The sequence below is a fragment of the Alteromonas sp. H39 genome (genome assembly GCF_047556435.1).
Lineage (GTDB): Bacteria > Pseudomonadota > Gammaproteobacteria > Enterobacterales > Alteromonadaceae > Alteromonas.
Genome location: NZ_CP180210.1, coordinates 3,080,813 through 3,105,090, shown reverse-complemented (window position 1 = coordinate 3,105,090; position 24,278 = coordinate 3,080,813). Strand labels below are relative to the sequence as shown.

At 47.9% G+C, this 24,278-nt stretch carries 20 protein-coding genes; 13 read left to right on the top strand and 7 right to left on the bottom strand.

The window, feature by feature from the left end; all coding sequences use genetic code 11:
* Window positions 1–2 precede the first annotated feature (2 nt).
* The 5 genes from ACLBLI_RS13675 (at window position 3) to ACLBLI_RS13655 (ending at window position 4,324) form a co-directional block, all read left to right on the top strand.
* A complete protein-coding gene (locus ACLBLI_RS13675; protein ID WP_414828148.1) occupies window positions 3–1,196 on the top strand; it encodes a hypothetical protein in 1,194 nt (397 codons plus the stop codon).
* Between the two features lie 43 nt (window positions 1,197–1,239).
* On the top strand, window positions 1,240–1,800 hold the full coding sequence (locus tag ACLBLI_RS13670; protein WP_414828147.1) for an outer membrane beta-barrel protein: 561 nt from the start codon (window positions 1,240–1,242) through the stop codon (window positions 1,798–1,800).
* Window positions 1,801–2,067: 267 nt separating this feature from the next.
* A complete protein-coding gene (locus ACLBLI_RS13665; RefSeq protein WP_414828146.1) occupies window positions 2,068–2,325 on the top strand; it encodes a DUF3081 family protein in 258 nt (85 codons plus the stop codon).
* 295 nt (window positions 2,326–2,620) lie between these two features.
* Window positions 2,621–3,550: an LpxL/LpxP family Kdo(2)-lipid IV(A) lauroyl/palmitoleoyl acyltransferase gene (gene lpxL, locus ACLBLI_RS13660; RefSeq protein WP_414828145.1), complete on the top strand. Its 930-nt coding sequence runs from the start codon at window positions 2,621–2,623 to the stop codon at window positions 3,548–3,550.
* 153 nt (window positions 3,551–3,703) lie between these two features.
* Window positions 3,704–4,324, top strand: coding sequence for a TcpQ domain-containing protein (locus ACLBLI_RS13655; RefSeq protein ID WP_414828144.1), 621 nt, complete (start codon window positions 3,704–3,706; stop codon window positions 4,322–4,324).
* Window positions 4,325–4,575: 251 nt separating this feature from the next.
* Here ACLBLI_RS13655 and glnE read toward each other — a convergent pair whose 3' ends face one another.
* Window positions 4,576–7,458: a bifunctional [glutamate--ammonia ligase]-adenylyl-L-tyrosine phosphorylase/[glutamate--ammonia-ligase] adenylyltransferase gene (gene glnE / locus ACLBLI_RS13650; protein WP_414828143.1), complete on the bottom strand. Its 2,883-nt coding sequence runs from the start codon at window positions 7,456–7,458 to the stop codon at window positions 4,576–4,578.
* Window positions 7,459–7,556: 98 nt separating this feature from the next.
* Between glnE and ACLBLI_RS13645 the strand changes: the two genes are divergently transcribed.
* On the top strand, window positions 7,557–8,462 hold the full coding sequence (locus ACLBLI_RS13645) for a DUF350 domain-containing protein (RefSeq protein ID WP_414828142.1): 906 nt from the start codon (window positions 7,557–7,559) through the stop codon (window positions 8,460–8,462).
* 329 nt (window positions 8,463–8,791) lie between these two features.
* On the opposite strand, the gene ACLBLI_RS13640 is transcribed toward ACLBLI_RS13645, so the two are convergent.
* On the bottom strand, window positions 8,792–9,142 hold the full coding sequence (locus ACLBLI_RS13640; RefSeq protein WP_414828141.1) for a GIY-YIG nuclease family protein: 351 nt from the start codon (window positions 9,140–9,142) through the stop codon (window positions 8,792–8,794).
* Between the two features lie 31 nt (window positions 9,143–9,173).
* On the opposite strand from ACLBLI_RS13640, the gene hldE reads away from it, so the two are divergent.
* Window positions 9,174–10,610, top strand: a complete 1,437-nt coding sequence (gene hldE, locus ACLBLI_RS13635; RefSeq protein WP_414828140.1) for a bifunctional D-glycero-beta-D-manno-heptose-7-phosphate kinase/D-glycero-beta-D-manno-heptose 1-phosphate adenylyltransferase HldE — start codon at window positions 9,174–9,176, stop codon at window positions 10,608–10,610.
* Window positions 10,611–10,744: 134 nt separating this feature from the next.
* Window positions 10,745–11,842 (top strand): XrtA/PEP-CTERM system-associated ATPase, encoded by a 1,098-nt coding sequence (locus ACLBLI_RS13630; RefSeq protein WP_414828139.1) that lies wholly within the window; start codon window positions 10,745–10,747, stop codon window positions 11,840–11,842.
* Between the two features lie 27 nt (window positions 11,843–11,869).
* Here the strand turns inward: ACLBLI_RS13630 and ACLBLI_RS13625 are convergent, their stop codons facing one another.
* Genes ACLBLI_RS13625 through ACLBLI_RS13610 form a run of 4 tightly spaced genes read right to left on the bottom strand, consistent with a single transcriptional unit; the run spans window position 11,870 to window position 16,780 of the window.
* Window positions 11,870–13,603, bottom strand: coding sequence for a hypothetical protein (locus ACLBLI_RS13625; protein WP_414828138.1), 1,734 nt, complete (start codon window positions 13,601–13,603; stop codon window positions 11,870–11,872).
* 56 nt (window positions 13,604–13,659) lie between these two features.
* The gene (locus tag ACLBLI_RS13620) at window positions 13,660–14,574 is read right to left on the bottom strand and encodes an XrtA-associated tyrosine autokinase (RefSeq protein WP_414828137.1); all 915 of its coding nucleotides are present in this window, start codon (window positions 14,572–14,574) and stop codon (window positions 13,660–13,662) included.
* Window positions 14,574–16,133 carry an XrtA system polysaccharide chain length determinant gene (locus ACLBLI_RS13615; protein WP_414828136.1) on the bottom strand — a complete coding sequence of 520 codons (1,560 nt, stop codon included), beginning with the start codon at window positions 16,131–16,133 and terminating at the stop codon, window positions 14,574–14,576. The genes ACLBLI_RS13620 and ACLBLI_RS13615 overlap by 1 nt, the downstream gene beginning before the upstream one ends.
* Window positions 16,134–16,153: 20 nt before the next feature.
* Window positions 16,154–16,780 carry an XrtA/PEP-CTERM system exopolysaccharide export protein gene (locus tag ACLBLI_RS13610; protein ID WP_414828135.1) on the bottom strand — a complete coding sequence of 209 codons (627 nt, stop codon included), beginning with the start codon at window positions 16,778–16,780 and terminating at the stop codon, window positions 16,154–16,156.
* A gap of 152 nt (window positions 16,781–16,932) precedes the next feature.
* Here ACLBLI_RS13610 and ACLBLI_RS13605 point away from each other — a divergent pair, with 152 nt between their 5' ends.
* From ACLBLI_RS13605 to ACLBLI_RS13585, 5 genes are read left to right on the top strand one after another with little or no spacing between them, the layout of a single operon-like run.
* On the top strand, window positions 16,933–18,345 hold the full coding sequence (locus tag ACLBLI_RS13605; protein ID WP_414828134.1) for a TIGR03013 family XrtA/PEP-CTERM system glycosyltransferase: 1,413 nt from the start codon (window positions 16,933–16,935) through the stop codon (window positions 18,343–18,345).
* 3 nt (window positions 18,346–18,348) lie between these two features.
* The gene (locus ACLBLI_RS13600) at window positions 18,349–19,206 is read left to right on the top strand and encodes an XrtA system polysaccharide deacetylase (RefSeq protein ID WP_414828133.1); all 858 of its coding nucleotides are present in this window, start codon (window positions 18,349–18,351) and stop codon (window positions 19,204–19,206) included.
* A 10-nt stretch (window positions 19,207–19,216) separates the two neighbouring features.
* Window positions 19,217–20,671, top strand: a complete 1,455-nt coding sequence (xrtA, locus tag ACLBLI_RS13595) for an exosortase A (RefSeq protein ID WP_414828132.1) — start codon at window positions 19,217–19,219, stop codon at window positions 20,669–20,671.
* The gene (locus tag ACLBLI_RS13590; protein WP_414828131.1) at window positions 20,668–21,819 is read left to right on the top strand and encodes a glycosyltransferase family 4 protein; all 1,152 of its coding nucleotides are present in this window, start codon (window positions 20,668–20,670) and stop codon (window positions 21,817–21,819) included. Before xrtA ends, ACLBLI_RS13590 begins: the two co-directional genes overlap by 4 nt.
* Window positions 21,800–23,290, top strand: coding sequence for an oligosaccharide flippase family protein (locus ACLBLI_RS13585; RefSeq protein WP_414828130.1), 1,491 nt, complete (start codon window positions 21,800–21,802; stop codon window positions 23,288–23,290). Before ACLBLI_RS13590 ends, ACLBLI_RS13585 begins: the two co-directional genes overlap by 20 nt.
* On the opposite strand, the gene ACLBLI_RS13580 is transcribed toward ACLBLI_RS13585, so the two are convergent.
* The gene (locus tag ACLBLI_RS13580; protein WP_414828129.1) at window positions 23,247–24,278 is read right to left on the bottom strand and encodes a right-handed parallel beta-helix repeat-containing protein; all 1,032 of its coding nucleotides are present in this window, start codon (window positions 24,276–24,278) and stop codon (window positions 23,247–23,249) included. The two genes, ACLBLI_RS13585 and ACLBLI_RS13580, sit on opposite strands and share 44 nt — an antisense overlap.

Sequence of the window (24,278 nt, the reverse complement as noted above, 5' to 3'; positions counted from 1 at the left end):
TCGTGAGAGCGTTATATTTATGCATGGCAGGCGCAGCGCTTGCCAGTTCGGCGGCAGTCGCCGAGGTGGATATCAGTGGTATGGCGGGTGTGGACACCCGGTATTTCTTTCAGGACGCAGCGTATCCCGGTCAGGAGCGTGCACAGTTATCCGCGTTTCTTGAACCGGAAGTCTATACAGAGTGGAATGATGGGCTGGACAGCTTGCTATTCAAGCCCTTTGCTCGTATCGATAATGTTGATAGTGAGCGTTCACATTTTGACATTCGGGAATTGCAGTGGCTGCACCTTGCGGATACCTGGGAAACCCGTGTCGGTATCGGCAAAGTGTTCTGGGGGCAAACTGAGTCACTGCATCTGGTAGATATCATCAACCAGACCGATATGGTCGAGGGCGTGGACGGCGAAGATAAACTTGGCCAGCCGATGGTTAACTTTCGCACCTTCGGCGACTTTGGAACGTTTTCCGCATTTGTACTGCCATATTTCAGGGAGCGTACCTTTGCCGGTCAGGATGGACGCCTGCGTCCACCTCTGCCAATCGATGCTGATGGCGCGGTGTATGAGTCTGATGACGAAGAACAGCATATCGACTACGCCCTACGGTGGCAGAAGTCGATAGGAACCTGGGAGGTTGGATTAAGCTGGTTCGACGGTACGTCGCGCGAGCCAGAACTGATAGCGCCAGACTTAACGTCTGACAACCCGGTAGTGCTGCCTTATTATGCGCAAATTAATCAGTTGGGTGTTGATCTGCTGAAAGTGCAGGGCGCCTGGTTACTGAAATTTGAAGGAATTTACCGAACCGGACAGTCGGAGGACTTCGGCGCCTTTGTCGCAGGCTTCGAGCGTACCAGCGTGGGCGTCTTCGACACCCAGTACGACCTCGGTGTATTGGTGGAATATCAATACGACGAGCGCGACAATAACTACTTCGCTACCGGCCAAAATGATGTAATGGCCGGTTTACGCTGGGTATTAAATGACATTGATGGCACCGAGGTGTTAGCCGGTATTATTCAGGATTTGGATGATACGTCCACTTACAGCGCCTTTATTGAAGCATCCAGCCGAATGACAGACAACTGGCGCTGGCGTCTCGATGGCTATTTCTTCTCGTCAGATGACGCAGACGATACCTACTATTTCATCAGGCGTGATGATCACATTCAGTTTACGCTGGAATATTTCTTCTGACAGCGTTTTGCATCAGCAGCGCTTAACTGAAAAAGGGACAATAATGAAAAAAGCAGTCGTCGCTATAGGATTGTGTTTAGGCATACTGAGCCTGCCGGTTGCGGCAATAGAGAAAATGTACGGCACTTTTGGTGTGGGCTACGCAGACACTGAATTCAGCCAACAAACTAAAGACGGTATTACCTACAACCTTGCCATTGGGCATCAGTTTATGAGCCAGTGGTATGTAGAGTTAGGCTATCAGCAAATCGTTGATGAGCAGGAAGGTGCCGAGAGCATGAAAGCCGATGCGCTATACCTTGCGGTTCTGGGTAAGGCCAGCAGCTATAACGGTGAGCTTTTTTATAAACTAGGTGTAATGAATGTGGACGTGGCGGGCGTCGAGAACATGCTTGGCGACGGTGTTTGTGATGTTGGCGACGCCGTGCCGGAACTTGCACAGTGTCGCTATGATGAGGGAAGTCTCGCTGGCCTTATCGGTTTGGGCTACGATTATCATCTAGGCATGCGTTCTATGTTACGCCTTGAGTACAATTACATCGGCGGTGAAAACGATTTGAAAGCGCACATTGTAAATATAGGCTTTCGGTATAACTTTAACTGACGTGGGCAGCGGTTTGAGGGGGCTTTGTGCAAGGGCGTGGTGCCTTAACCCGGTCAAATGGTTTTTTTCACCCCTCTATTTATGACTTGTGTTGTTAGTAAACTGAGTAAACCTTACATTTTCAGTCTCTGAATGGTTTTGCATCACTACTGGTCGTCGTGCTGTGCCGTATCCCTGTCGCCAGCAGGTGGCAAAGTCGAAATTAGTAAACTAAAACAGAGGCTGACTGGTACAAAGTACAAAGTAAATAACAAGGATCGGTGATTCATGAAAAATGAGTTAGACAGCAAGTTCCTGTTACAGGTGTTTGACAAAATTCGTCAGTTTGGTGAGAAAGAGGGCGACAAGTATCGTCTGAACGGTATTACCGCTTTCACAGATTTGGATGGCTACACGCTGTTTATTGAAGACAAGCATGTAAAGCTTTCTTTTGGCTTTCACAGCCAGTATCACTTCGATTATGAAGATCGTGAACATTACGAAAAATTTGAGAAAAAATTAAAGCAGATCGATAAAGAGTACTGACCTGACACCATTGCCAACAGCCGGTATTGATGCCGGCTTTTTTGTTTCTGCATGACTAAGCCAACCTCACCCGCTATAGCACAATGATTTCGCGTTAAAAGATCCGTAAAACGAACTTGCAGAAAGCAGTTCCTTCGCTGTGCAGGCTAGCGACAGGCTCGCTTCAGTGCCGGCAACGATTTGGCCGTTGGTTTATCCCTAAGCAGAAGCAACATCGCACTTATTCTTCCTCTGCCTAGTCTCAGGCGCATTCTGTCGTTACAATACCGCCATTGTTTTGATGCAGGACTTTCTTTTGGCAGCAGCAATTAAGGCGCCCGAGTTTAAACTTGCCTACCTCGGGCCATCCTACTGGGGCGTCTGGTTAGGGGTTATTCTTCTCAATTTAATTATTTTACTGCCGCTTCCGGTTATTCGTTTTATCGGTAGAGGTGCAGGAAGGTTGATTGCGTTACTGGCACCGAAACGGGCAAAGATCGCACGCCGGAATATCGAATTGTGTTATCCGCATCTGACTGAAGCGGAAATAGATAAACTGGTTAAAGAAAACGTCGCCAGAACCGGCATGGCGTTGTTCGAAACCGCAATGGGCTGGTGGTGGCCACAGTGGCGCATTAAACGCCATTTTGTAGTGGAAGGCTACGAGCACGTAGAAGCCGCAGTCGCGCAGGGTAAAGGCGTGTTTGGCATGGCGCTTCATAACATGAATCTGGAGTTTGCCTGCCGTGGCCTGGGGTACACCCATCCCAGCATTGCGTTTTACCGCAAACACAACAACCCACTGATGGATTATTTGCAATATCATGGCCGTAACCGGTCAAACAAATACATGATCCATAAACGCAACGCCAAGGCATTACTGGCAGCGATGAATGAAAAAGAGCTGTGTTTATACCTGCCCGACCAGGATTATGGACGCGCGCAAAGCATATTTGTGCCTTTCGGTGGCGTGAAAGATACAGCCACCACTACGGCCACGCTGATGTTTATTCGCCGCAGTGACTGTGTGCCAATGCTGATAACGTCGCAATACACGGCGAGGGGATATAAAGTGAAGTTTTACCCGCCACTGGAGAATCTCGCTGACATGGAAGACGACGCTGCTCTTACTCTATTGAATGAGCATATCGCGACCATTATAAAGGAACAGCCCGAGAGCTATCTGTGGATGCATAAACGTTTTAAAACGCGTCCCGATCCAGAATCGCCATCACTGTACAACTGACTTACCGGCTGTTTTGGACGATACTGCAGGGACATAGATACGGATTTCTCATCATCAGTCGGAATCTCGGCTTGCTATTCATTGGCAAACATAAAATACTTTATGCAGAGATAACGACACTGCGTTTCAGATGAAGTACCGGAAGTAACTCACATGGCAAAAAAAAGCTTTTCCAGCTCACTGTTTTGGGCGAAGCATATCGGTCTGGCACTGGCGCTGATAATAATTGCTGGCATTGTTATCGTGCTTCAGCGCGATAATGCCACTGAGCCACTGCCGGAAGGCGAAACTAAGGAAAAGTCAGTTTCCAGTGGGCTCTCAGAGTTTTATCGTGAGTTTCGTATGTCGTCAACGGATCCCATTCTGGAAGAAATCGGTGACTTCGTGCTAAGTGTTGGCGACACCGAAGAGACATTGGATGAACGCTTGCAGAATATGTCCAGTCAGACCCGTCCGGTCACCCGACGGTGGACAGGAGAGCACAAGTTTCGGACTTTCAGTGCAGGTAACACGTTGCGGGAAGCTATTTCAGCTTATGCGCAGCAGGAAGGAATGCAGGTCATATGGGACCTGGATCAGGATTTCGTGATAAAAGACCAGTTTCAGATGGATAACACCATTGCAGGCTCGCTGGCGAAAATCGCCACGGCTATCGACAGCAATTTCGAAGGGGAAGTGAAAGCTTACCTTTGTCCACGCCAGCGCTCTTTAGTGGTTACTGCAGAAGAAACCGATTTCATCAAACAAAACTGCTCGGTGGTAAAGGCCAGCTAAACGTCGCCAAAGCAAAACCTGAAGCATTATCGACAGGTTTCTGGTTAGTTCACGTCCCCGCATCGTTGTTAAGAAAAAGCGCTATCGTAAGAAGAGGCGCAATTTTTTACTGCCTCCTATAAGTCACAACGATAACAAGCCCGCTTGGTAACGCTTTGCATTATTCCGCCCGCGCGTTGTGTATGTTCCAAATACCGGCCTGGTCTGATGTTGCAGGCGCAAGTAGCCTGTTACTGCTTATGTCGGTCAGATTATCCGGTGTGAAAAACCGTTTTCCAATGCCCTGAAACTATATGCCTTATTTCGTCCAGTTCATCATTGTCCTGTGCATACTTGCTGTCGGCCAGTGTCAGCTGATGATACTGGTTTCGCAGCTCAAGGTAGGCGCTTTGCAACGCCGTCGCCTTGGTTTCAGCAATAATACCGGCGTTTTTAGTCGCCTCAATGATGCGCAGATTGTCAGTGTATTCAGCCAGCGCTGGCGTAGCAGAAGAATGTGCTAACACCCAGAACTGCACGATGAATTCAATATCAGTGATCCCGCCTTCACACTGCTTAAGATCGACGCCTTCAGCAGTAGATGACAACAGGTGCTCGCGCATTTTGTGACGCATGTCAGATACCTGAGTGCGCAGCTCATCAACGTCACGCTGCTGCGACAGTATTTCTTCTCTTACCGCGTTAAACGATGCCAACAATTCGGCATCGCCCAGGATCCCCCGTGCGCGGACGAGAGCCTGATGTTCCCATGTCCACGCTTCCTCGCGCTGGTATACCGCAAATCCATCAATATGGCAGCAAAGCAGGCCTGCATTGCCAGAGGGGCGCAGGCGCAAGTCGGTTTCATACAACTGTCCGAACAGCGTAGTGGTATTCAGTAAATGCATAATGCGCTGTGCCAGTTTGATATAGAACTGCTGTGCTTCAATTTCTTTTTTGCCGTTGGTTGTAACATGGCGGGGAGCGTTATGCAGAAACACCAGATCCAGATCGGAACCGTAGCCAAGTTCGAACCCACCCAGCTTCCCGTAGCCTATTACACCAAAACCTTTGGTACCGGCTTCAAGATGCGAGGGCACGCCAAACCGCTCGCTGACCTGTTGCCAGGCGGAATTCACCACGCTTTCCAGCAACACCTCTGCCAGTACCGTTAGTTTGTCACTGACGTTCGGGATTGGGAGGGAACCGCTGATATCGCTGGCGGCGATGCGTAACTGCTGGCACAACTTAAACTGGCGCCAGCAGTCCATCATCAGCTCTACATCGTCGGGATCAATACGCAATAAAGCCTGCCGTAAGTCCTGCTCGTACTCCTGCTTACTGCGAAGAATGTCGGTGTTTTGTTGTTCCAAATAAACCGGCGTTAAGAGCTCATCTAACAGCAAAGGGAAACGTTGGATCTCGGTGGCTATCCACTCGCTTCGCTCACACAATCGGATGAGCTGGCGCAATACGTCCGGATTTTCCAGCAGTAGATCCAGATACGTGGTACGCCCGGTGATAGCATTGATGACCCCCAGCACACGTGATAACACCTGACGCGTATTTTCCACGTGGCAATCCAGCAGAATATACAGTAATTCCGGCATCAGCTTATTCAGTGTATCTTCCCCGCGCTGGCCCATCCGGTAACTGCGAAGTTGCTGACGGAACTCTGTCAGTGTTGTAAGGACAATCCCGGCATCGTCGTCGGTGAGATGGGGGGATAACAGCTGCCTGAACTCGTCATCGCCTAAGTCCAGGTTCCAGGCATCCCGACACACTGCAAACCGTTCATCTTCCTCGGTGTGTGCCTCATGCGTTTCCTCAACCAATTGATTAAACTGATGATGGATGCGGGCCATTACGGCATCCAGATGCCGTAAAAAAGCCGGGTAGTCCTCAAACTCACACACCGTGGCAACAATCTGCTGACCCCATTCATCTTCCGGCAGCGTCTGGGTTTGTTCGTCCTGCCATTGCTGAAGGGTGTGCTCGACTTTGCGCAGAAACAGATAATCCTGCTTCATTTCCGTAACGCTTTCCTCGTCGACCAGCTCCAGCTCTGCAAGCGCATCCAGAGTTACCTGAAGCCCTTTTTGCTGCAAAGCCGGCTCGCGCCCCCCATGTATGAGTTGAAAGCTCTGAGCAAAAAACTCGACCTCGCGGATGCCGCCGGCACCAAGCTTGATGTTGTCTGACAATCGCCTGCGCCGGATCTCGGTTGCAATTAGTTGCTTCATGTTACGCAGTGCATCAATCGTAGTGAAATCCAGGTAGCGACGGAAAGTGAAAGGGCGCAAAATTTCCTGCAAGTCGTCGAAATAAGGTGACCTGATGTCATTAATGACGCGGGCTTTTACCATCGCAAAGCGTTCCCAGTGCCGGCCTTGTTCCTGGTAATAGTCTTCCAGTGCGGCAAAATGCATAGCAAGTGGACCACTTTCCCCAAAAGGCCGTAAACGCATGTCCACCCTGAATACCTGACCATCAACCGTTATCTTGTTGAGCGAATTAATTAAACGCTGAGCCAGACGCGTGAAGAACTGCTGGTTTTCCAGAGGCTTGCGTCCCTCTTCTGTCTCTCCTTTGTGAGGGTAGGCGAATATCAGGTCGATGTCTGAGGAAAAATTGAGCTCTTTGCCGCCCAGTTTGCCCATGGCAAGAATAAACATCGGTTGCGGGCCGTACTGACCCATTGGTGTGCCGTGTTTCTCGCAGAGTGTCTTATATTGCCATTGGTATGCCGACTGAATCAGGCTGTCTGCCAGTGCTGAAACCAGAGTGAGCGAATCTGCGATAGCCTGAGAGTTGGTCAGATCCCGCCAGGCAATGGCTACCATCCAACGGTTGCGGCACTGCCTTAATGCGCTTAGCAAGGCCTCTTCGGTTTTTGCTTGTGAGCATTTATTTGCAACATCCTCTTGCATCGCCTCGCGGGATAACGGCGTGTTTCCCTGCTCCAGATTGTCCTGCACCCATTGTGGGTGGCGGATAAGTTGTTCGGCCACATATTCTGAGCGCCCCAGTACAGACCTGATAACGCTCTGTTGGTCGCTGGAAAATGACCGGACATCAAGCGTCTCAGACAGACGTTGCCAGAATTGTTCGGCGTACTCTTCAATCAAACTGTTATTTCCCGTAGGTGTAGGCATAATACAGGCATGCGTATGAATTAAACTGACATGCAGAGTCTGGCATACTTCAATTCTCCACTCCAGCGTGCAGTTGTCCTGATTAGGGAGTGATGTAGGTGGATGCACTGTTAAAACTGGTACCGTTATCAAACGACCTGTGGATTTATCTGGCCATTGATGTGGCGCTGGCATTATTGCTTCTTGTACTGATGAAGTGGCTGACAGGCCTGTTCCGTAAAAACACCGTTACTGAAGAGTTGGGTGTCAAAGACAATTTTGCATTTGGGATCAGCATTGCAGGCGGCATGTTGTCTCTTTGCATTGTGCTAAGCTCAGTTGTGGGACGTCACGTCGGGCAGGGGTATCAGGATGCTGCTATCGGTATGCTGACCTTCGGCTTAATCGGCATCATACTGGTAAAGTTTGGTCGCTATGCACATGATAAACTGGTGCTTAACCGGGTCGATACGGTTGCGATGATCTCCGACCGCAGCGTCAGTATTGCGCTGGTGGATGCGGCCAGTCTGATTGCAAGCGCGATCATTCTGCGTAGTATGATGTTGTGGGTAGACGGCAGTAATATGAATGCAATCATCGCGATTAGTACAGGTTTTGCGGTAGTGCTGACCATACTGATGGTAATGACCCGCATTTACGAAGCCCGCTATGCCCGTGATAACCAGAATGACTCTTTTCAGGGGGCACTTCGCAAAGGCCAGATGGCGCTGGCGATTGAACACTCTGGTAACCTGCTGGGTACGGCAATGGTGGTATCTGCCGCCAACAAATTGCTTACCTACCATCCTGCCGGATATGTATCGAACGTAACGGGCTGGTTAATTGTCAGCGTCGTGTTAGCAATTTCACTTCATCTGACGGTAATGCTGAGCAAGCGAATTATCCTGTACGGAATGAATTATCGTCAGGAAGTCGATCAACAGCATAACGTCGGTGTAGCGTGTTTAGGTCTGACACTAAGTATTGGTATTGCGCTGATAGTAAACGGCGTGCTGGGGCATTAACCACCGGCGCTTCTGTATTCGTTGTTTCTTATTGTGCTAATAGGCAACAGCGTCGCCATCGCTTGCTGGAAACAGACGAACACACTGACTGTTTCGCCGTTGATGAAATTAGCGAACGTTGTTTGCTGCCGCGCTGATTGGGTCTCATTGGCTGACCAGTTAACCTCCAACTACCAACAGCCATATGGTCGTATCGAAGCCGCGCAGAGGCAACAGCATTTACCGGTTTCATATCGGGCGAACGAAAGCGGGATAAGACAGGTTGTTGGTTTTATAAAATAAGAGTCGCTAAACAATAGCGGTCTTTCGGTCTTATACAGAATGCCGCATTACTGCCCGGAAAATTTCTCGTTCACCCATACCGCTTCAGTATCTGCCAGCTTTTTTGTGTTAATCAGCTTTTGTTTCTGCGTGCGGGAGAGTTGTTTCACTCTGTACTCGGCTTTCAATGCCTGACTCTTAGTGGTGACCTCAAACACACCGCGAAAAACCAGCGGGCTTTTTCCTTTCAATGCTTTAGCCCCTCCGGGCTTTTCTCCCCGATGTTGGGCGATCCTGCGAATTGGATCGCAAGTAATTCCGGTGTAAAACTGACCCAAGCGATTTTCAATGATGTAGATATACCAACGAGAGGAGTTTGGTTCCTCATTATCGGTGTTGGCTGTTATACTTGCCGACAAGATTCAGAGCCCCTGAAATAGCGATATCTTTATGATTTTACCAGATTTTAGCAAAGCAAGAATTCTCATTGTCGGCGATTTGATGCTCGACCGTTACTGGACTGGCGGGACGGGACGGATTTCGCCCGAGGCGCCGGTACCGGTAGTGAATATCAGTGACACGGAAGATCGTCCCGGTGGCGCTGCCAATGTCGCGATCAACGCGGCATCTTTGGGTGCGCAGGTCAGTCTGATAGGCCTCTGCGGAAAAGATGAAAACGCACAAATCCTTCGACAGAAACTGGAGTCTTTCGATATAGATTGTCGGTTTTTCCCGGTGGAAGGGATGGACACTATTACCAAGCTTCGCGTCATGAGCCGCAACCAGCAGCTTCTGAGAATGGACTTTGAAAAAAGCTTTGCCGAGGTAAGTAAAACGGAATTGGAAAGTGCGTTTGAACAGGCGGTAGGAAGTGCCGATATGGTGATCTTATCTGATTATAATAAAGGCTGTTTATCGGCACCGCAGTCATTGATTGAAAAAGCAAAGAAAGCGGGCAAAGCCGTAATTGTTGACCCGAAAGGATCCGATTTTGGTAAATACAAGGGCGCAACACTCATTACGCCAAACCTGTCGGAACTATCGGCCATTACCGGCGAGGCGAAAGACGAAGCCGAACTGGTGAAACATGCTCACGAATTGCGTGAGTCCCTGTCGCTGGATGCGCTGCTGCTAACGCGTTCAGAGGCTGGAATGACTCTCTTTGAAAAAGGGCAGGATGAATTTCACCTGCCAGCCAAAGCCAAAGAAGTGTACGACGTGACAGGAGCTGGCGATACGGTTGTCTCGACACTGGCGGTAGCGATGGCATGCAAACTGCCGACTCAGGCGGCTTGCGTGCTGGCCAACCTGGCGGCAAGTGTGGTTGTGGGTAAGTTAGGCACTTCTACGGTTACCAATACCGAGTTGGCAATGGCGCTGGGGGAGCAGTCTGTGCATCTCGACGGTGGCGTGATGACCGAAGATCAACTGGTTATTGCGTTACAGTCTGCCCGCGAGCGCGGTGAGAAAATTGTGATGACCAATGGTTGCTTCGATATTCTGCATGCCGGCCATGTGTCTTATCTGGAAGAAGCCGCAGCACTGGGAGACCGCTTAATTGTTGCGGTGAACACCGACGCCTCAGTAACCAAACTTAAAGGGCCTGGCCGGCCGGTGAATAATGTGTCACGCAGAATGGCGGTGCTGGCAGGGCTCAGCTCGGTTGATTGGGTTGTGCCGTTCTCTGAAGATACACCGCGCCGCCTGATTGCGCAGTTATTACCGGACGTGTTGGTAAAAGGCGGCGATTATAAGCTGGAAGCCATAGCCGGAGCCAAAGAGGTCATGGATAACGGTGGAGAGGTAAAAGTGCTCTCGTTTGAGGATGGTGTAAGCACAACCGGAATTATTGATAAAATCGTCAATCGGGATGTGAAAAAGGCCTGATTTGTCTGTTTTTGTGACATTACAGAGGGCGCCAGCAGAGCGCCCTTTTTTATGTCTTTTCCATGGCGGGGAAGGGGGCTTTACGTTAAGCTAGAACCCTCGTTGTCGTAGTTATTAGCATTAGCGGTAAATTCATGTACGAAAGTTATTACGGACTTAACTCCAAACCGTTCCAGCTGACGCCAGACCCGGCGTTTTTCTTTGCCAGTAAATGGCATAAGCGAGCGATGTCGTATTTGCAGTATGGCTTGTCGCAGGCGGAAGGGTTTATCGTCATTACCGGGGATATTGGTACAGGAAAAACCACTATCGCTAACAGTCTGCTCAATGACATTGAAGATGACATTATGGCAGCGCAAATCGTCACACCAAAGCTGACTCCCGATGAGTTAGTAAAAATGGTGGCCGCGAAATTTGAGCTGGATGTTACCGCTAAGACGAAAGCGGATATTCTTAAAGATCTCGAAAAGTTTTTATTCGATCTGAGCAAGCAAGGCAAGCGGGCTTTGCTGCTGGTAGATGAAGCACAAAACCTGCCTCTGGAGACCATCGAAGAGCTGCGTATGCTGTCTAATTTCCAGCAGGCGGGTAAGCCTCTGCTGCAAAGCTTCTTGTTAGGTCAGGAAGAGCTGCAGCCGATACTACGTGCTCCCAACATGGAGCAGTTCAGACAGCGTATAGTGGCATCCTGTCACCTTGCACCGCTCACTGAAGATGAGACCAAGTCGTATATTGAATACCGAATGCATCATGCTGGGTGGAACGGTACCTCATTATTTTCTGAAGAAGCCTTCTCTCGCATTCATCAATTCACCCGAGGCGTACCGCGTAAAATCAATACTCTGATGGACCGCATCCTGCTGTACGGATTTCTGGAAGAACTGGAAAAGCTGACTGAGGAAGCGGTAGAGGCAGTGATAGATGAAGTCAAAGAAGAGATGTTCGAGCCTGAAAAAGTGCAGGTAGAAGAGGCTAGTCAGAATATCGCGGCTTCATCTGAAGGTCAGGATGGTCACGAGCCCGGGTCTTACAAGCCAGCTCAGAAAGTGCTCACGCCAAATGGTAATGAAATTCAGGACGCAGAGTATTACAAAGCGATGCTGGCTGAGTTAGTGGATGCGCTGGATGACGCGATTGGGCACAAGGTCAAGCTAACTCAGTATATTGATAAGTTGCTGAAGAAAAAGTATCAAACCTACGTTAGATTAAAGACAGATGATGATGCAAAGTGAGAAGGGCGGTTGCTCACTTTGCCGTGGTTAAAACCGGTTGGATTGAGTGTTGATGTTGTTAAAGCCGCTATTGTTCTGCGTCTCAGTAATGCCACCCTGGCCTTCGGCGCTATCTGAACGGGAATTGAAAATATAGGTGATACCGATAGTCACCCTACGTTCTTTGAAGTCACCGAAGTTAATAAATGAATTTTCTCCAGCACGTTCAATATAATTCAGCGACGTATTTAGTCTTAACGAGCGACCAATATTTCTTGTATAGCTAATAGAGCTATTCCAGGTTTCATTTTCAGTATCGTCGCCTATTGACGCAACTTCATTCCGTTCTATTAGTGCATAGCTAATACTTGCCGATATTGTGTTTCTCCGTCCTAACCTATGGTTGATACGGGTTGACACTGAGCGCGTTCTTGTTTGGCGATTATTCGTTACGTAGGTATCTAAAGAATAACGGGTATTGAGGACGACTCTGGTTCTTTTGCCCGATAAGCCAAACTCTGCGTTAAGTGATTGTCTCTTTATCACCTCATCGGTCAGTTCGAGGTTGGGCGAGAAGAACTCCAGGAATGTTTCACCCGTCTGTAACTGGTAATCCAGGCTTGCCGGTTGAAAACAATCTGCCAGAGAGGTACTTCCTTGCTGGCAAACAAATACACCCATGCTGTCAGGTTCATTTATCAGCCGACTGAAGTTAGTAACATTTTCTGTATACTGAAGCGAACTGCGAAGCTTCTTAGTATTATAACGAATACTGACGTTACCAGTTTCCCCGGTCGCATTTCGAGTGAGTCTTGCTCTTAGGCTGGTTCTCGGAGTGGCTGCCCAGTTAATTTCACCCTCAAGAAAGTAGGTGTCGTCGTTAATGTCTTCATCGTTAGCGATTTCAACATCAATGTCACTGTCAAATTGTCTGCTGTAGGCAACCCGAATATATCGGTTTCTGCTTTGGCGGTAAGTCAGGCCAGCACCTGCGGAGTAAAACTCTCGTTTGGTTGTTCCGGTGGATGTGGCACTCTGGTATTGGTATGCATCATGAGAGGCGGCAATATAGATTCCAAACTCTTTGTAAACCATCAACTCGCCGGCAAAATCTCCGCGTCGGGTAATAAAGTCGTTGCTAGAAAGCGTTACTGGGTTCCCCTGGTTGCCTCTGTCTGTTTCCCTGTACGCGCCACTAAGCTCCCAAAAGAAGATATCTGCATCTTCCGTATTACGTGCAGTGCCCTGGAAACTTATGTCCGTGTTGTCAAACCCCTGCCGGTTTTGTCCTCTCGGGCCAGTTTCAACTTTTGATACTCTGGCAACGCCATTGCCTAAGAAGTAATCACCTTTCCTTTTCGTCAAAATGGCAGCCAGCGAGTTATTACGCGTTTTCACCAGGTTGCTATCATCGTTAATAACATCCGTTACAATATAATTCTCGGGAGTTAGGTTTCGATAAGAAAAGCCGCCGTTTGCCTGAATGCGCAACACGTTATCGATAGCGGAATAGCTCGCCTGGTAATTAAAGTTGGTGTAGGTGTCTTCGCTAGAGGAATTTTCTCTGAAGTCATCTCGCTCCAGGTAGGTTACGTTAGCGCTGGCGCGCCCCTGAAACTTCGCTGATCGGTAACTGATATTAACATTAGGATTTACTCTGTAGACCGACGAGTCTCCGGACACAGATGAATCTGTAGAAACCTCACGGAAAATCGCCGAGCCAGAAACGCTACTGTTCGCCCTTAGCTCACCTGCCTCAGCAACATACCAAGATCCAGTCAAATAAAACGCAGTGAATAAAGCTGCTTTGCTCCTTGCTTTATCGCTCAGCACGTCGCTTATTCCCTATCTGAATAGTAGTAACCGTAGTAACCGTTAAATGCATCTTCTTCAACAGACTTATTAACGACAAAGCCTATAGCCATGTCAGGGTTAAGCCTGTCAACAGCGAAGCGAATATCATTTAACTTGGTTCGACCTTCTTCGATTACCACCATGGCCTGACCCGCAAAGTTAGCAAGCACGGCAGTCTCAGTTATCCCAATCAACGGAGGCGTATCAATCACTACAACACGATCAGAGTAACGGTTAGCAAACTCATCAACGATGTCATGCATTCTCTGACTGGCAAGTAACTCGGTAGACTTATGGTGGAAACGCCCAGCTGGTATGATTTTCAACGTTTCTAAATTGGTGGGGTAAATGACATCGGCGATATCGTCGACTTCACCCATGAGGTATTCCATCAGGCCGTTTCTGCGCTCTAATTTCAGCGTGTTCAACACATTCGGCTTTAAGACATCAGCATCCACCAACAGAACGGTTTTATCTTGCTCAGAAGCGATGCTCAGCGCCAGGTTAGTGGCCGAGAACGTTTTTCCTTCAGAAGGCCGGCTACTGGTCACCATAATAATGTTGCTGTTGTGCAGTGTTTTGGCCAGTGGCCCAAACGCATTACTTAGAAGCTTACGTTTAATTTCACGGTATTCTTCATTAATCTGGCGGCGGTTACCGACCAAAGACACAAAGCCTCTTTCATCAAGCTGCTGAAAATTCAACTTGAAAGGGCGTTTTTCACCGGGAACCGCGTTCGCCTGTTTGGGCGCTTCAGAGGCACCCACTGGTGCACCAATTGACTCGTCATTCGGTAACGTCACTTCTTCTGTTGTGACCTGTTCAGCTTGCTTCTTTTCAAGCTCTTTCTTTTTTGCTTCCTGTTGCCTGGCTAGGGCTTTTTCAATAGTACTTTTCATTAGAACAGCCCCTGAAATACTTTTATGTTCATCGAGTCAACAATTATCATACCAACAAACATAGCGAGAATGACCCCTGAAGATAAGGCAAATACGAATATTCGAATACGGTTTCTTCGCTTCACCTTGTCTTTATCCAGGTGGGTTACCACACCCCATATAGGATAGTCTGTTACCGCTTTGAGTTGGTTTGCTCTCAACAATACCGGGGTTATCTGACTGATTAAAAATGCGATACCGAACCCACTGCCAAACCCTAAGATAAGCACACCAACGTACTGAAGGATCCTTTTAGGCCCTGCAGGAGCGGTTGGTAGTTTAGGTGGCTGAAGCACTTTAAACTGAATATCTTCACCAGAAAGCTGAGCGCGTTTAGAAAGATCTGCCGACTCTTTTCTTGCCAACAATGCTTCGTATTTACGCTTAAGGATCCCATAGTCACGATTTAACGCAGTCGATTCCGCTTCAATTTGTGGTACAAGATCAATTTTCGACTCTAACTCTGCGATATTGTTAGAGACGTCATCACGCTTCACGTTCAATGACGCGAGTCTACTTTCCAGCTTAGAGACTTCCAGACTCAGTTCTCTGCCTAACGAATTCAGGCTTAAGGACTCGCTGTCATCTTTGTTAACTAACTGAGATATTTCAACGTCTCTGAGTTCTTCCAATGACGTGATGAGGTTCTTTGTTTCGATCACATCAGGATGTTTATCAGTGAACCGCAGCATTAAAGAATCTAACTTTTCTTCAAGTCCACGTATACGGTCGTCGTAACGCGTTTCCAGGCCAGAGGAACCAGAGTCGCCCGAAGCGATAGAGTCGCGGGTATTGTTCAGGCGCGCGTTGATTGATTCAATCTGCTTACGCGTTTGCCGTATCTCAAGCTCAACCGCCGACAACTCACCTTTTTCACGCTCTAATCGCGAGTAAAAGGTGCCTTGTATAGGCAAAATGTCGCTGTAATTGCGTTTGAAATCGGCAAGCCGTTCCTCTGATTCTTTCAGGCGGTTCTCATACTCGGCAATTTCATTATCGATAAACCGTTCTGCGTTATCAGAACTACGGCGGTTATCCCCTAGCGCCCCTTCAACAAACAGGTTTAGCGTTTCCTGCACAACACGCTGGGCTACCACGGCATCACGGTGAGTGTAAGAAATCCGATAAATATTGTCGCGGGATGTACCGGTAAGATCGATATTGTTTTTTAAGGTATTTACAAGGTTATCGAAAGCCGCTTCCGAAGTCGTCGTTAAATCGAGATCTGAGGCCCGGGCTATCTTAGCTACGTTTTCCGGTGTCAGAAGGGTGCGGGCCATCATTCTGATTTCCTGCTCCTGATTCGTCTGAATGGCAAGCCCTCTTAACATAGGCTGTAATACAGAACGGGTATCAACGTGCACTGTGGCATTCGAGCGATAGTAATCAGGTTGATTTGCAACATAGAGAAAGCCAATCGGGCAGATTAACCATGAGCAAATAATAATATAGCGCTTTTTTATCCAGATACCTTTTATATAGTCGGTAACCTGGACCAGTAATTTTTGTAACTCAAACATGTCAATAACTACTTCTGATTTTAGAACCAAGCTTCAGGAATAATCACGATATCCCCGGGTAACATGTCTACGTTTTCTTCTATATCTCCCTCACGAATGAGGTCATCTATATTAATCTCGTAAACTTCCTGTTTACCGTTAACAACGCGTACTAGTTTTGCGTCATTACCGTTAGCAAAGTCGGTTAGGCCACCTACTGAAATCATCAGGTCAAGCAGGGTCATATGCTCTGTGTAATTAATCGCCTTAGGATTTGTTGCTTCACCAATCACCCGTACCTGTTCGCTCAATGGCCCCTGGAAGCCAGTTACACTCACTGTTACTCGCGGATTGTTAATATAAAGCGAGAGCGCCTCTTCAATTTCCCTTGCCAGTATTGTTGGAGTTTTACCCGCTACATCAAGATCTTCAACCAGAGAAGTGGTGACTTTTCCATCGGGGCGAACTACGAATTGGCCTGAAATTTCCGGGTTGCGCCACACAAAAATATTAAGCCGATCTCCCGGCCCAATCAGGTAGTGGTAACTGTTAACGTCGGTGGTGAGTGAAGCCCTGGTCGTCGCTGTCGGAAGTGATGAATTTGATGAGCATCCTGCCAATAGTATGGTAGCCAGTGCGGTAATTAAAATTAACTTATCCGGGCGCATAAGCGATCGTCCTACACTTCTTTAAGTTTTGTGATTCTTACAGGGTCAGTACCCTACGCTAAATATCACTATAATGCCAACATCGGTTCTAGTCTATTGCATAAATTATCTTTATCATAGATGCTGTAGCTGCGTAGATAGGGAGGCCAGTTGTGGCAGTAAATAAGCGAAATCAAAATAAGCGCTCAAATATATTAGTGGTAACAGAAGCGTTGCTCATCGCTTACATGGGGTACATAACGCAGTTCGTTTTGGTGCAGTTAAGCCTTGCGCCCACAGTGACAATCGAAAAGCTGGTGGTAAATGTAGGATTACTTACCGTAAGCATTCTCATTTGTTCATTGTCGGTGGGTCTTTACGAAGCAAAATTACGGGAAACGTTTAGAGGTATCATCCGACGCATTTTCGTCAGCGTCGGTCTGAGTTATTTCCTTGTGGAAATAATCAGTCGCACATTCTTCGACGATCTCGTCATGCATTCTTACTTTCTGCCAGTAGCAGTCTGTTCGATCATTATTACATTGGTTGTATTTCGTTATTTTACCAACCGGCTTGGTCTGCTTGGTTTAGGTAAAATGCGAATAGTCGTACTTGGTGCTGGTGAACGGGCATCAATTATAGAAAAGCGAATGCGTCGTGATGTGGATAGAATTGGTTTTGATTTGCTTGGTTTTGTTCCTATCCCCGGAGATAACCGGGAAGAAGGAATAAAGAAAGAGAAAACCATTCACGTAAAAGTAGATGAAAATTTTCAGCATTTTATATCCGAAAATGATGTCGAAGAAATCGTCATCGCTTGTGACCAGAGACGCGGAACATTACCTATCGATGTCTTGTTTGAATGTCGCCTGCGCGGAATTGAAGTGACAGACCTGCTGGATTTTATGGAGCGTGAGACAGGGCAAATTGTCGTCAATCTTATGTACCCAAGCTGGGTTATTTATTCAAATGGGTTCCAGTCAAATAACTATTTAAGAGACGCTTTAGATTATACGCTGAATGCTCTGCTCGCCGCGTTCGTGTTTGTTTTTGTGTGGCCATTTATGCTGATTACCGCGTTAATTATTTTTCTTGATGATGGTATGCGTACCAAAACGTCAGTGTTCTACAAGCAAGAGCGCGTGGGTCTGAATGGTAAACTTTTTAAAATCATTAAGTTCCGCAGTATGCGGCCAGATGCCGAAAAAGACGGTGCTAAATGGGCTAGCAAAAATGATGATCGGGTTACGCGCATAGGTCACTTTATTCGAAAGTATCGTATTGATGAACTTCCTCAGCTTATCAATGTGTTCAAGGGTGAAATGGCTTTTATTGGCCCCAGACCTGAGCGTCCGGAATTTGTTGAAAAGCTGGTGAGGGAAGTTCCTTATTACAATCAGCGTCACAATGTGAAGCCGGGATTGGCTGGGTGGGCGCAACTTAACTACCCCTACGGTGCCAGCGTTGAAGACTCAATGGAAAAGTTGAAGTTTGATTTGTACTACGTGAAGCATCAAAGTTTGCTTCTGGATATATTAATACTTGTCCGAACAGTTGAAGTGGTTTTGTTCGGCAAAGGGCGATAAAGAATGCGAGACAGATTGAATGCGATGACAGTCGATGTCGAAGATTATTTTCAGGTCTCGGCATTTGAAGACGTTATTAAGAAGTCTGACTGGGATTCCATCGCCCTGAGAGTGGGCGAGAATACTCACAGACTGCTGGATATTTTTGCAGAACACGGCACAACCTCTACCTTTTTCACGTTAGGGTGGGTGGCAAAGCGGTGTCCTGATGTTATTAAGCGCATTGTTGCAGAGGGGCATGAACTGGCGAGCCACGGGCTTGAACATCAGCGCGCTACAACGATGTCTCAGGATACCTTCTATGCCGATGTCAGTGAGAGTAAAAAGATACTGGAAGATATATCCGGCGTTTCAGTAAAGGGCTATCGAGCGCCGAGTTTCTCGGTAAACGACAGTAACACGTGGATTTACTCAGTGATTAAAGAACTGGGTTTTACCTACTCATCCAGCACCTATCCTATCGAACACGACTTGTATGGTGTACCGCACTGGCCGAGGTTTAAGTATGTCCGTCCGGAAGGAATCGTTGAAATTCCGATCCCAACGATACGTCACGGTGAGAAAAACGTGGGCATTGGTGGCGGCGGCTATTTCCGGCTTTATCCTTACTGGTTATCTAAACGACGAATTGAAAAGTTTATGCGCAGTGAAGATGCGCCATATAGCTTTTATTTTCACCCCTGGGAGATCGACAGCGAACAGCCAGTAATTAAGGATGCTCCATTAAAATCCAGGTTCAGACATTACATTAACCTTAGCCGGATGGAAGGCAAGCTGGTTTGCCTGCTCAAAGATTATCGCTGGGGAACTATGTCTGAAGCTTACGGGCTTTCAGAGGCCAGAGAAGTAGCAGAGGCGTAGTTGAGACATTATGTTTAGGGATGAACACAGAGCGTTATATTTATATGGCGTAGTATTACTGCTTTGCTGGATTGCGTTGTGCTGGCAGGGTATTTACTCTGCAGCAGAAATTTGGTGGGGAAATGAAATATTCAATCACGGGTTTTTCGTGATTCCCGCGACGCTATATTTAATCTCCAGGCGTCTCCCTCAACTATCCGCCATTCCATTAAAACCGTCCAAAATCGCGTTGCTCGCCGTTATTCCGCTGATGTTGATTTACATCACGGGACTGGTTGGCGGCATACAGCTGTTTATGCATGTCGCGGCGTTCACATTGTTCCCTTGCCTTATTTGGTTGCTTATTGGTACCAGGGCAGCCTTATGCATAGCATTTCCACTGCTTTTCGTGCTTTTCAGTATTCCTGTTGGTGAGCAGCTCATTCCCTATTTGCAGGAGATAACTGCTGATGGGTCGGTCGCGTTGCTCAAAATGACAGGTGTACCGCTATACCGCAATGGACTGTACATCGAAATACCAGGTGGGCGCTTTCTGGTAGCAGAAGCCTGTTCAGGCGTAAGCTTCTTTATAGTCAGTATTGTGATTGGGTCGCTTTATGCGTATCTCAATTTTACAACCAGAAATATGCGCGCGATGTTTGTGGTTATTTCTCTGGTGCTGCCAGTGGTTGCGAATGTGTTGCGCGTTTATGGCATTATTCTTATTGCCTATAACACTGACATGGAATACGCGGCAGGGGCGGACCACCTGATTTATGGCTGGTTTTTCTTTGCGTTTGTATTGCTGTGTCTGTTAGGTGTCGGAGAGATACTTAATAAACTTCAGAAGCCTCAGGTAATCCCTGAGGCTACAGAAACTCCCGCTTTGCAATTCACACCCTATCGCACTCCAGTGCTCTGCGTAGCGGCACTTTCCGTTGCATTTACCGTGTGGGCTAACATCGCCATGAGCGCTTCTGAGCGGGATGATGAGCTTAAAGGGGTATTTCGCACAGTGTCTTCGGTTGTGGACACATGCGAACCGGAAAGATACTGGCGGCCTCAGTTCGATATGCCCAGTGCCGAAAAGCAAACATTTATAGATGTTGATGGAAGTTGCCGGTTCCAGTTTTATCAGGCATGGTTTGACGAAAACGAAAATGAGCTGGTGTCAGACCTCAACAAGCTTTACGACGAGAAGTCCTGGTCTTTAGTGGCAGAAGAATACCAAAATATCACGTTGGGAGAGCTCGACTATCCCATCACGATTAAAATTCTTACATCTCCTTCAGGCGAGCGAATTCGAGTGATTTACTGGTATGATTTTGGAGATAAATTCTTCACCAGTAAAATAAAAGCGAAGTTTTATCAGATCTATCTGCGTATTTCCGGGCAGGATTATGCCGGCAAAATCAACGTGATTGCGATTCCGGAAGACGCTACATTCGAGCAGTTGAACATTAATCAGTTAATACCTTCATTATGACCAAAGCCCTTGTACTGACAGAAAACTTTCCTCCTATTGACGGCGGCAGCGGGCGTTGGTTCTGGGAATTGTACTCCCGCCTGAGCCGGGGAGACTATCTCATTATGGCGCATACCGAAGACGGCGCTGAAGAGTTTGATCGCACCCATGATCTCAATGTCATCAGATACCCCTTGCGGAATCCCGAGTGGGGGCTTAAAAGCCTTTCCGGCCTGAAGTTCTACTGGCGCTCGTTAATGGCCCTGAAAAAGCAGGTGAAAGCGCACGATGTCAAAATAGTGCATTGTGGCAGGGTTATACATGAAGGGGTAACGGCCTGGTTGCTTAATTTGCTTACCGGTACGCCTTATCTTTGCTACGTGCACGGGGAAGACGTTGAAACTGCCGCCACAAGCCGCGAACAGGCAATGCTGGTAAAGCAGGTTTGTAAACGGGCCAGCGTGCTGGTATGTAACAGTGAAAACAGTAAAAACCTGGTGACTTCACTTGGGTTCGCAGAAGATAGCAAATGTGTGGTTTTGCACCCTGGCGTTGATGAGAGCCGTTTTTCGGTCGCGCCACCAGACAACGAATTTCGGCGGCAGATGGGCTGGGAAAATAAGCATGTTCTTCTAACGGTGGGACGGCTCCAGCAACGTAAGGGCCAGGACATGATGATTCAGGCTATGCCTGACATTCTTAAGCAGTATCCGAATATCCATTATGTCGTGGTCGGGCGCGGTGACAGTGAAAGGATGCTTCGCGACCTAGTTGCCTCTCACGAGCTTGGTCAGCACGTCGACATCATTACAGACGCTGACGATGACATGCTAATTAAGCTTTATCAGCAATGCGACACCTTTATTCTTCCAAACAGGACAATAGGCAGCGATATCGAAGGGTTTGGCATGGTATTAGTAGAGGCGCAGGCATGTGGTAAACCTGTCATCGCTGGCGACTCTGGTGGTACACGAGAAACGATGAAGCTGCACGAGACCGGATGTATTATTGATTGCTCAACGCCAGAAAGTGTGGCGAATGGGGTATGTGAATCTCTAACGGAAATAGCGCGCTTTACGCTGCCTCCTGCCAAGTTTGTCGATACAAACTTTACCTGGCGAAAGCACGTTGAGAAAGCGAGGCGTTTATTTGCGAGCCTCACTAACTAAGCAAACCCTCTCAAGCTCCGCTCTATCCAGTGTAGCCCAAATAGTCAGCAAGCTGCTTGGGCTGGTTAGCACACTCATTCTTGCGCGTATTCTTACACCGGACATCTTTGCGCTTGCCGCGATGCTGTCAATTTCGCTGTATTTTCTGGATGTAATGGCAGATGTAGCGTCAGAAACCTATCTACTTCAGAAACGCCGGCTTTCTTCCGATGATATCGGGACCGCCTGGACCTTCAACTTATTGACGAAAGTGACTATTGCAGCCGTACTTATTGTATCTGCGCCGTTATTTTCCGCATTTTTTCGCCAGGAACTGTTAACCCTGCCTTTGCAGGTTATTGCACTGGTGCTTCCCTTGCGTGCTCTGCAATCGCCAATAATCGTCAAATGCAAACGCCGTTTACGCTACACGCCGTTGGTATGGCAGACTTTTGCTGAACGGCTATGTGCGGTGGTAGTGGTTGTTACCGTTGCCTGGTGGACACAAAGTATCTGGGCATTTGTTTTGGCTGATTTGGTTTCTACCGCCTTTGGCGTAACGATTAGCTATTTTTGGGGAAAAAGAGCGCCGCGCTTTACACTAACCCAGGCACGTTCTCAGTGGCAGTTTTCGCGCTGGCTTATTGGCAAGCAGGTGGCAGGGTATTTGCGCTCACAACTGGATACTGCGCTGGTTGCGCGTTATTTTCCGTTGAATGTAACCGGCCAGTTTCATGTTGCCAGAGACCTGGCGATGGCGCCGGGAAGGTATTTGCTGGGGCCTGCAATAGAGCCACTGCTGGCGACATTCAGAATGTCGGGGCAGCAGGAAGGGGATTTACTGGACAACACCGTGCTCAGCTATGTGCTGTTGCTACTGGTTACCGTTCCGCTATGTCTGTTTGTTGCTCTGAATGCCGGGCTGCTGGTACACGTGTTACTGGGCGATAAATGGCAGGCTGCGTCAGGCATGTTTGCCTATATGATTTTTCTGTCTTTTTACTGGGTGTTTTTGCTGGTAACCGAAAAAGCCCTGATGGTGCAGGGAAAAGTCCGTTTTTTATTTTACTTTGATCTGGCCGCGCTGCTGCTTATTGCTGTTAGTTTGACCGGGGTAATACAACTTTCAGAGCCTTTGGATATCCATCTTTTCATTCTGGTTAGGGTATTTACGGGATTTGTTCTAACCGGCTTCGCGGTGGGGATCTTGTTTCATAAACACTATGAAAAGTTATTGCCAGTAGCTGGTGTTTTCGTGATTTGTTTTGTGGTGTCTACGCTGAGTGCCTATCTCAACCTGTGGATAGCACCTGCGGTTGAAGCCTGGTCTTCACTGTTACAACTGTTATTACTGGGCCTCAGCTTTATGGCGCTGTATGGCGCACTTATTATTCCGTATGCGCTTCTGGGTACGCCTAAAGCAATTCGTTACCGTCTGCGCTTTCTGGTTACAGAAATTTCGAAAAGAAAGACGTCCCTTCCTTCAAAGTAAGTAACTGGTTGTTCTCGAGTTTAGCCGATGCGCCGTTACGCTGTGCAATATCGCCCAGTGTAATATTTTTACTGATATGCAAATTACTGCTGCCAGCAAAGCGATACTCAATGGCGTTCGGGTAGCCTGATAGCAGTAACACCACATTCTCTGAAATAACCGTTCCGTTGCTACTTTCTACAATGATCCCGGTATCAGCGAACTGATGTGATGTATTGGTATGAACGATAACATTGCCCCGGATGATACCGCCAGAATGCTGACCTGGCTTGTCACCCAAACCAAAGCCAATCCCTCTGTCGCTATTTTCAATAATATTGCCAGTTACTGTTGTGTTTTCTGAACCCGACCAGAAATGAATTGCGTGTTCAGCAACATGGTTTGCAGGGCTGGCGATATTGGAGAAACGGTTGTTTTCTACTACCCAGTTGCGGGCGCGGTGTGCATCTATACCGCCAACGTAGAACTGCGGAGCAATACCTGCTGTGTAAGTGAAAACGCAGTTAGCGATGTGGCCGTTGTCGGAATAAGGCTGGCCCGGTTCATTTTTGGCGCTAACCTTTAGCAGTTGCTCATAACTGTCGCGTAACACGCAGTTAGACAGGGTAAAATTGTCGGCGTCCTGTTCTGCCCGAACCTGAATTAAGTGATTGGCGCTTTGTTCAAGCGTGACGCCTGTTACCGTGATATGGTCGGCGGAGATATCCAGTAAAATTTCATTTTGTGCACGTTTTTTCATGCCACTACCGTAAAGAATAACATCGCCGGGAATGCCGGTTATGCCCGCCAGCGTGGTGCCGCTTCGGGTGAAGGTAAGGCGGCGATTAAGTTGGTAGCGTCCGGGCTCTACAAGCACAGTGAGAGGTTGTGCACTGGTATTGGCGCGATCTATGGCCTGATTCAGCGTTTGTGTGGAGTTCACGATTACCGTGCCTTTGGCGAAAACGCCGGTGGCGATAAAAAAAAGCGTGACAATAATTACGCGCAT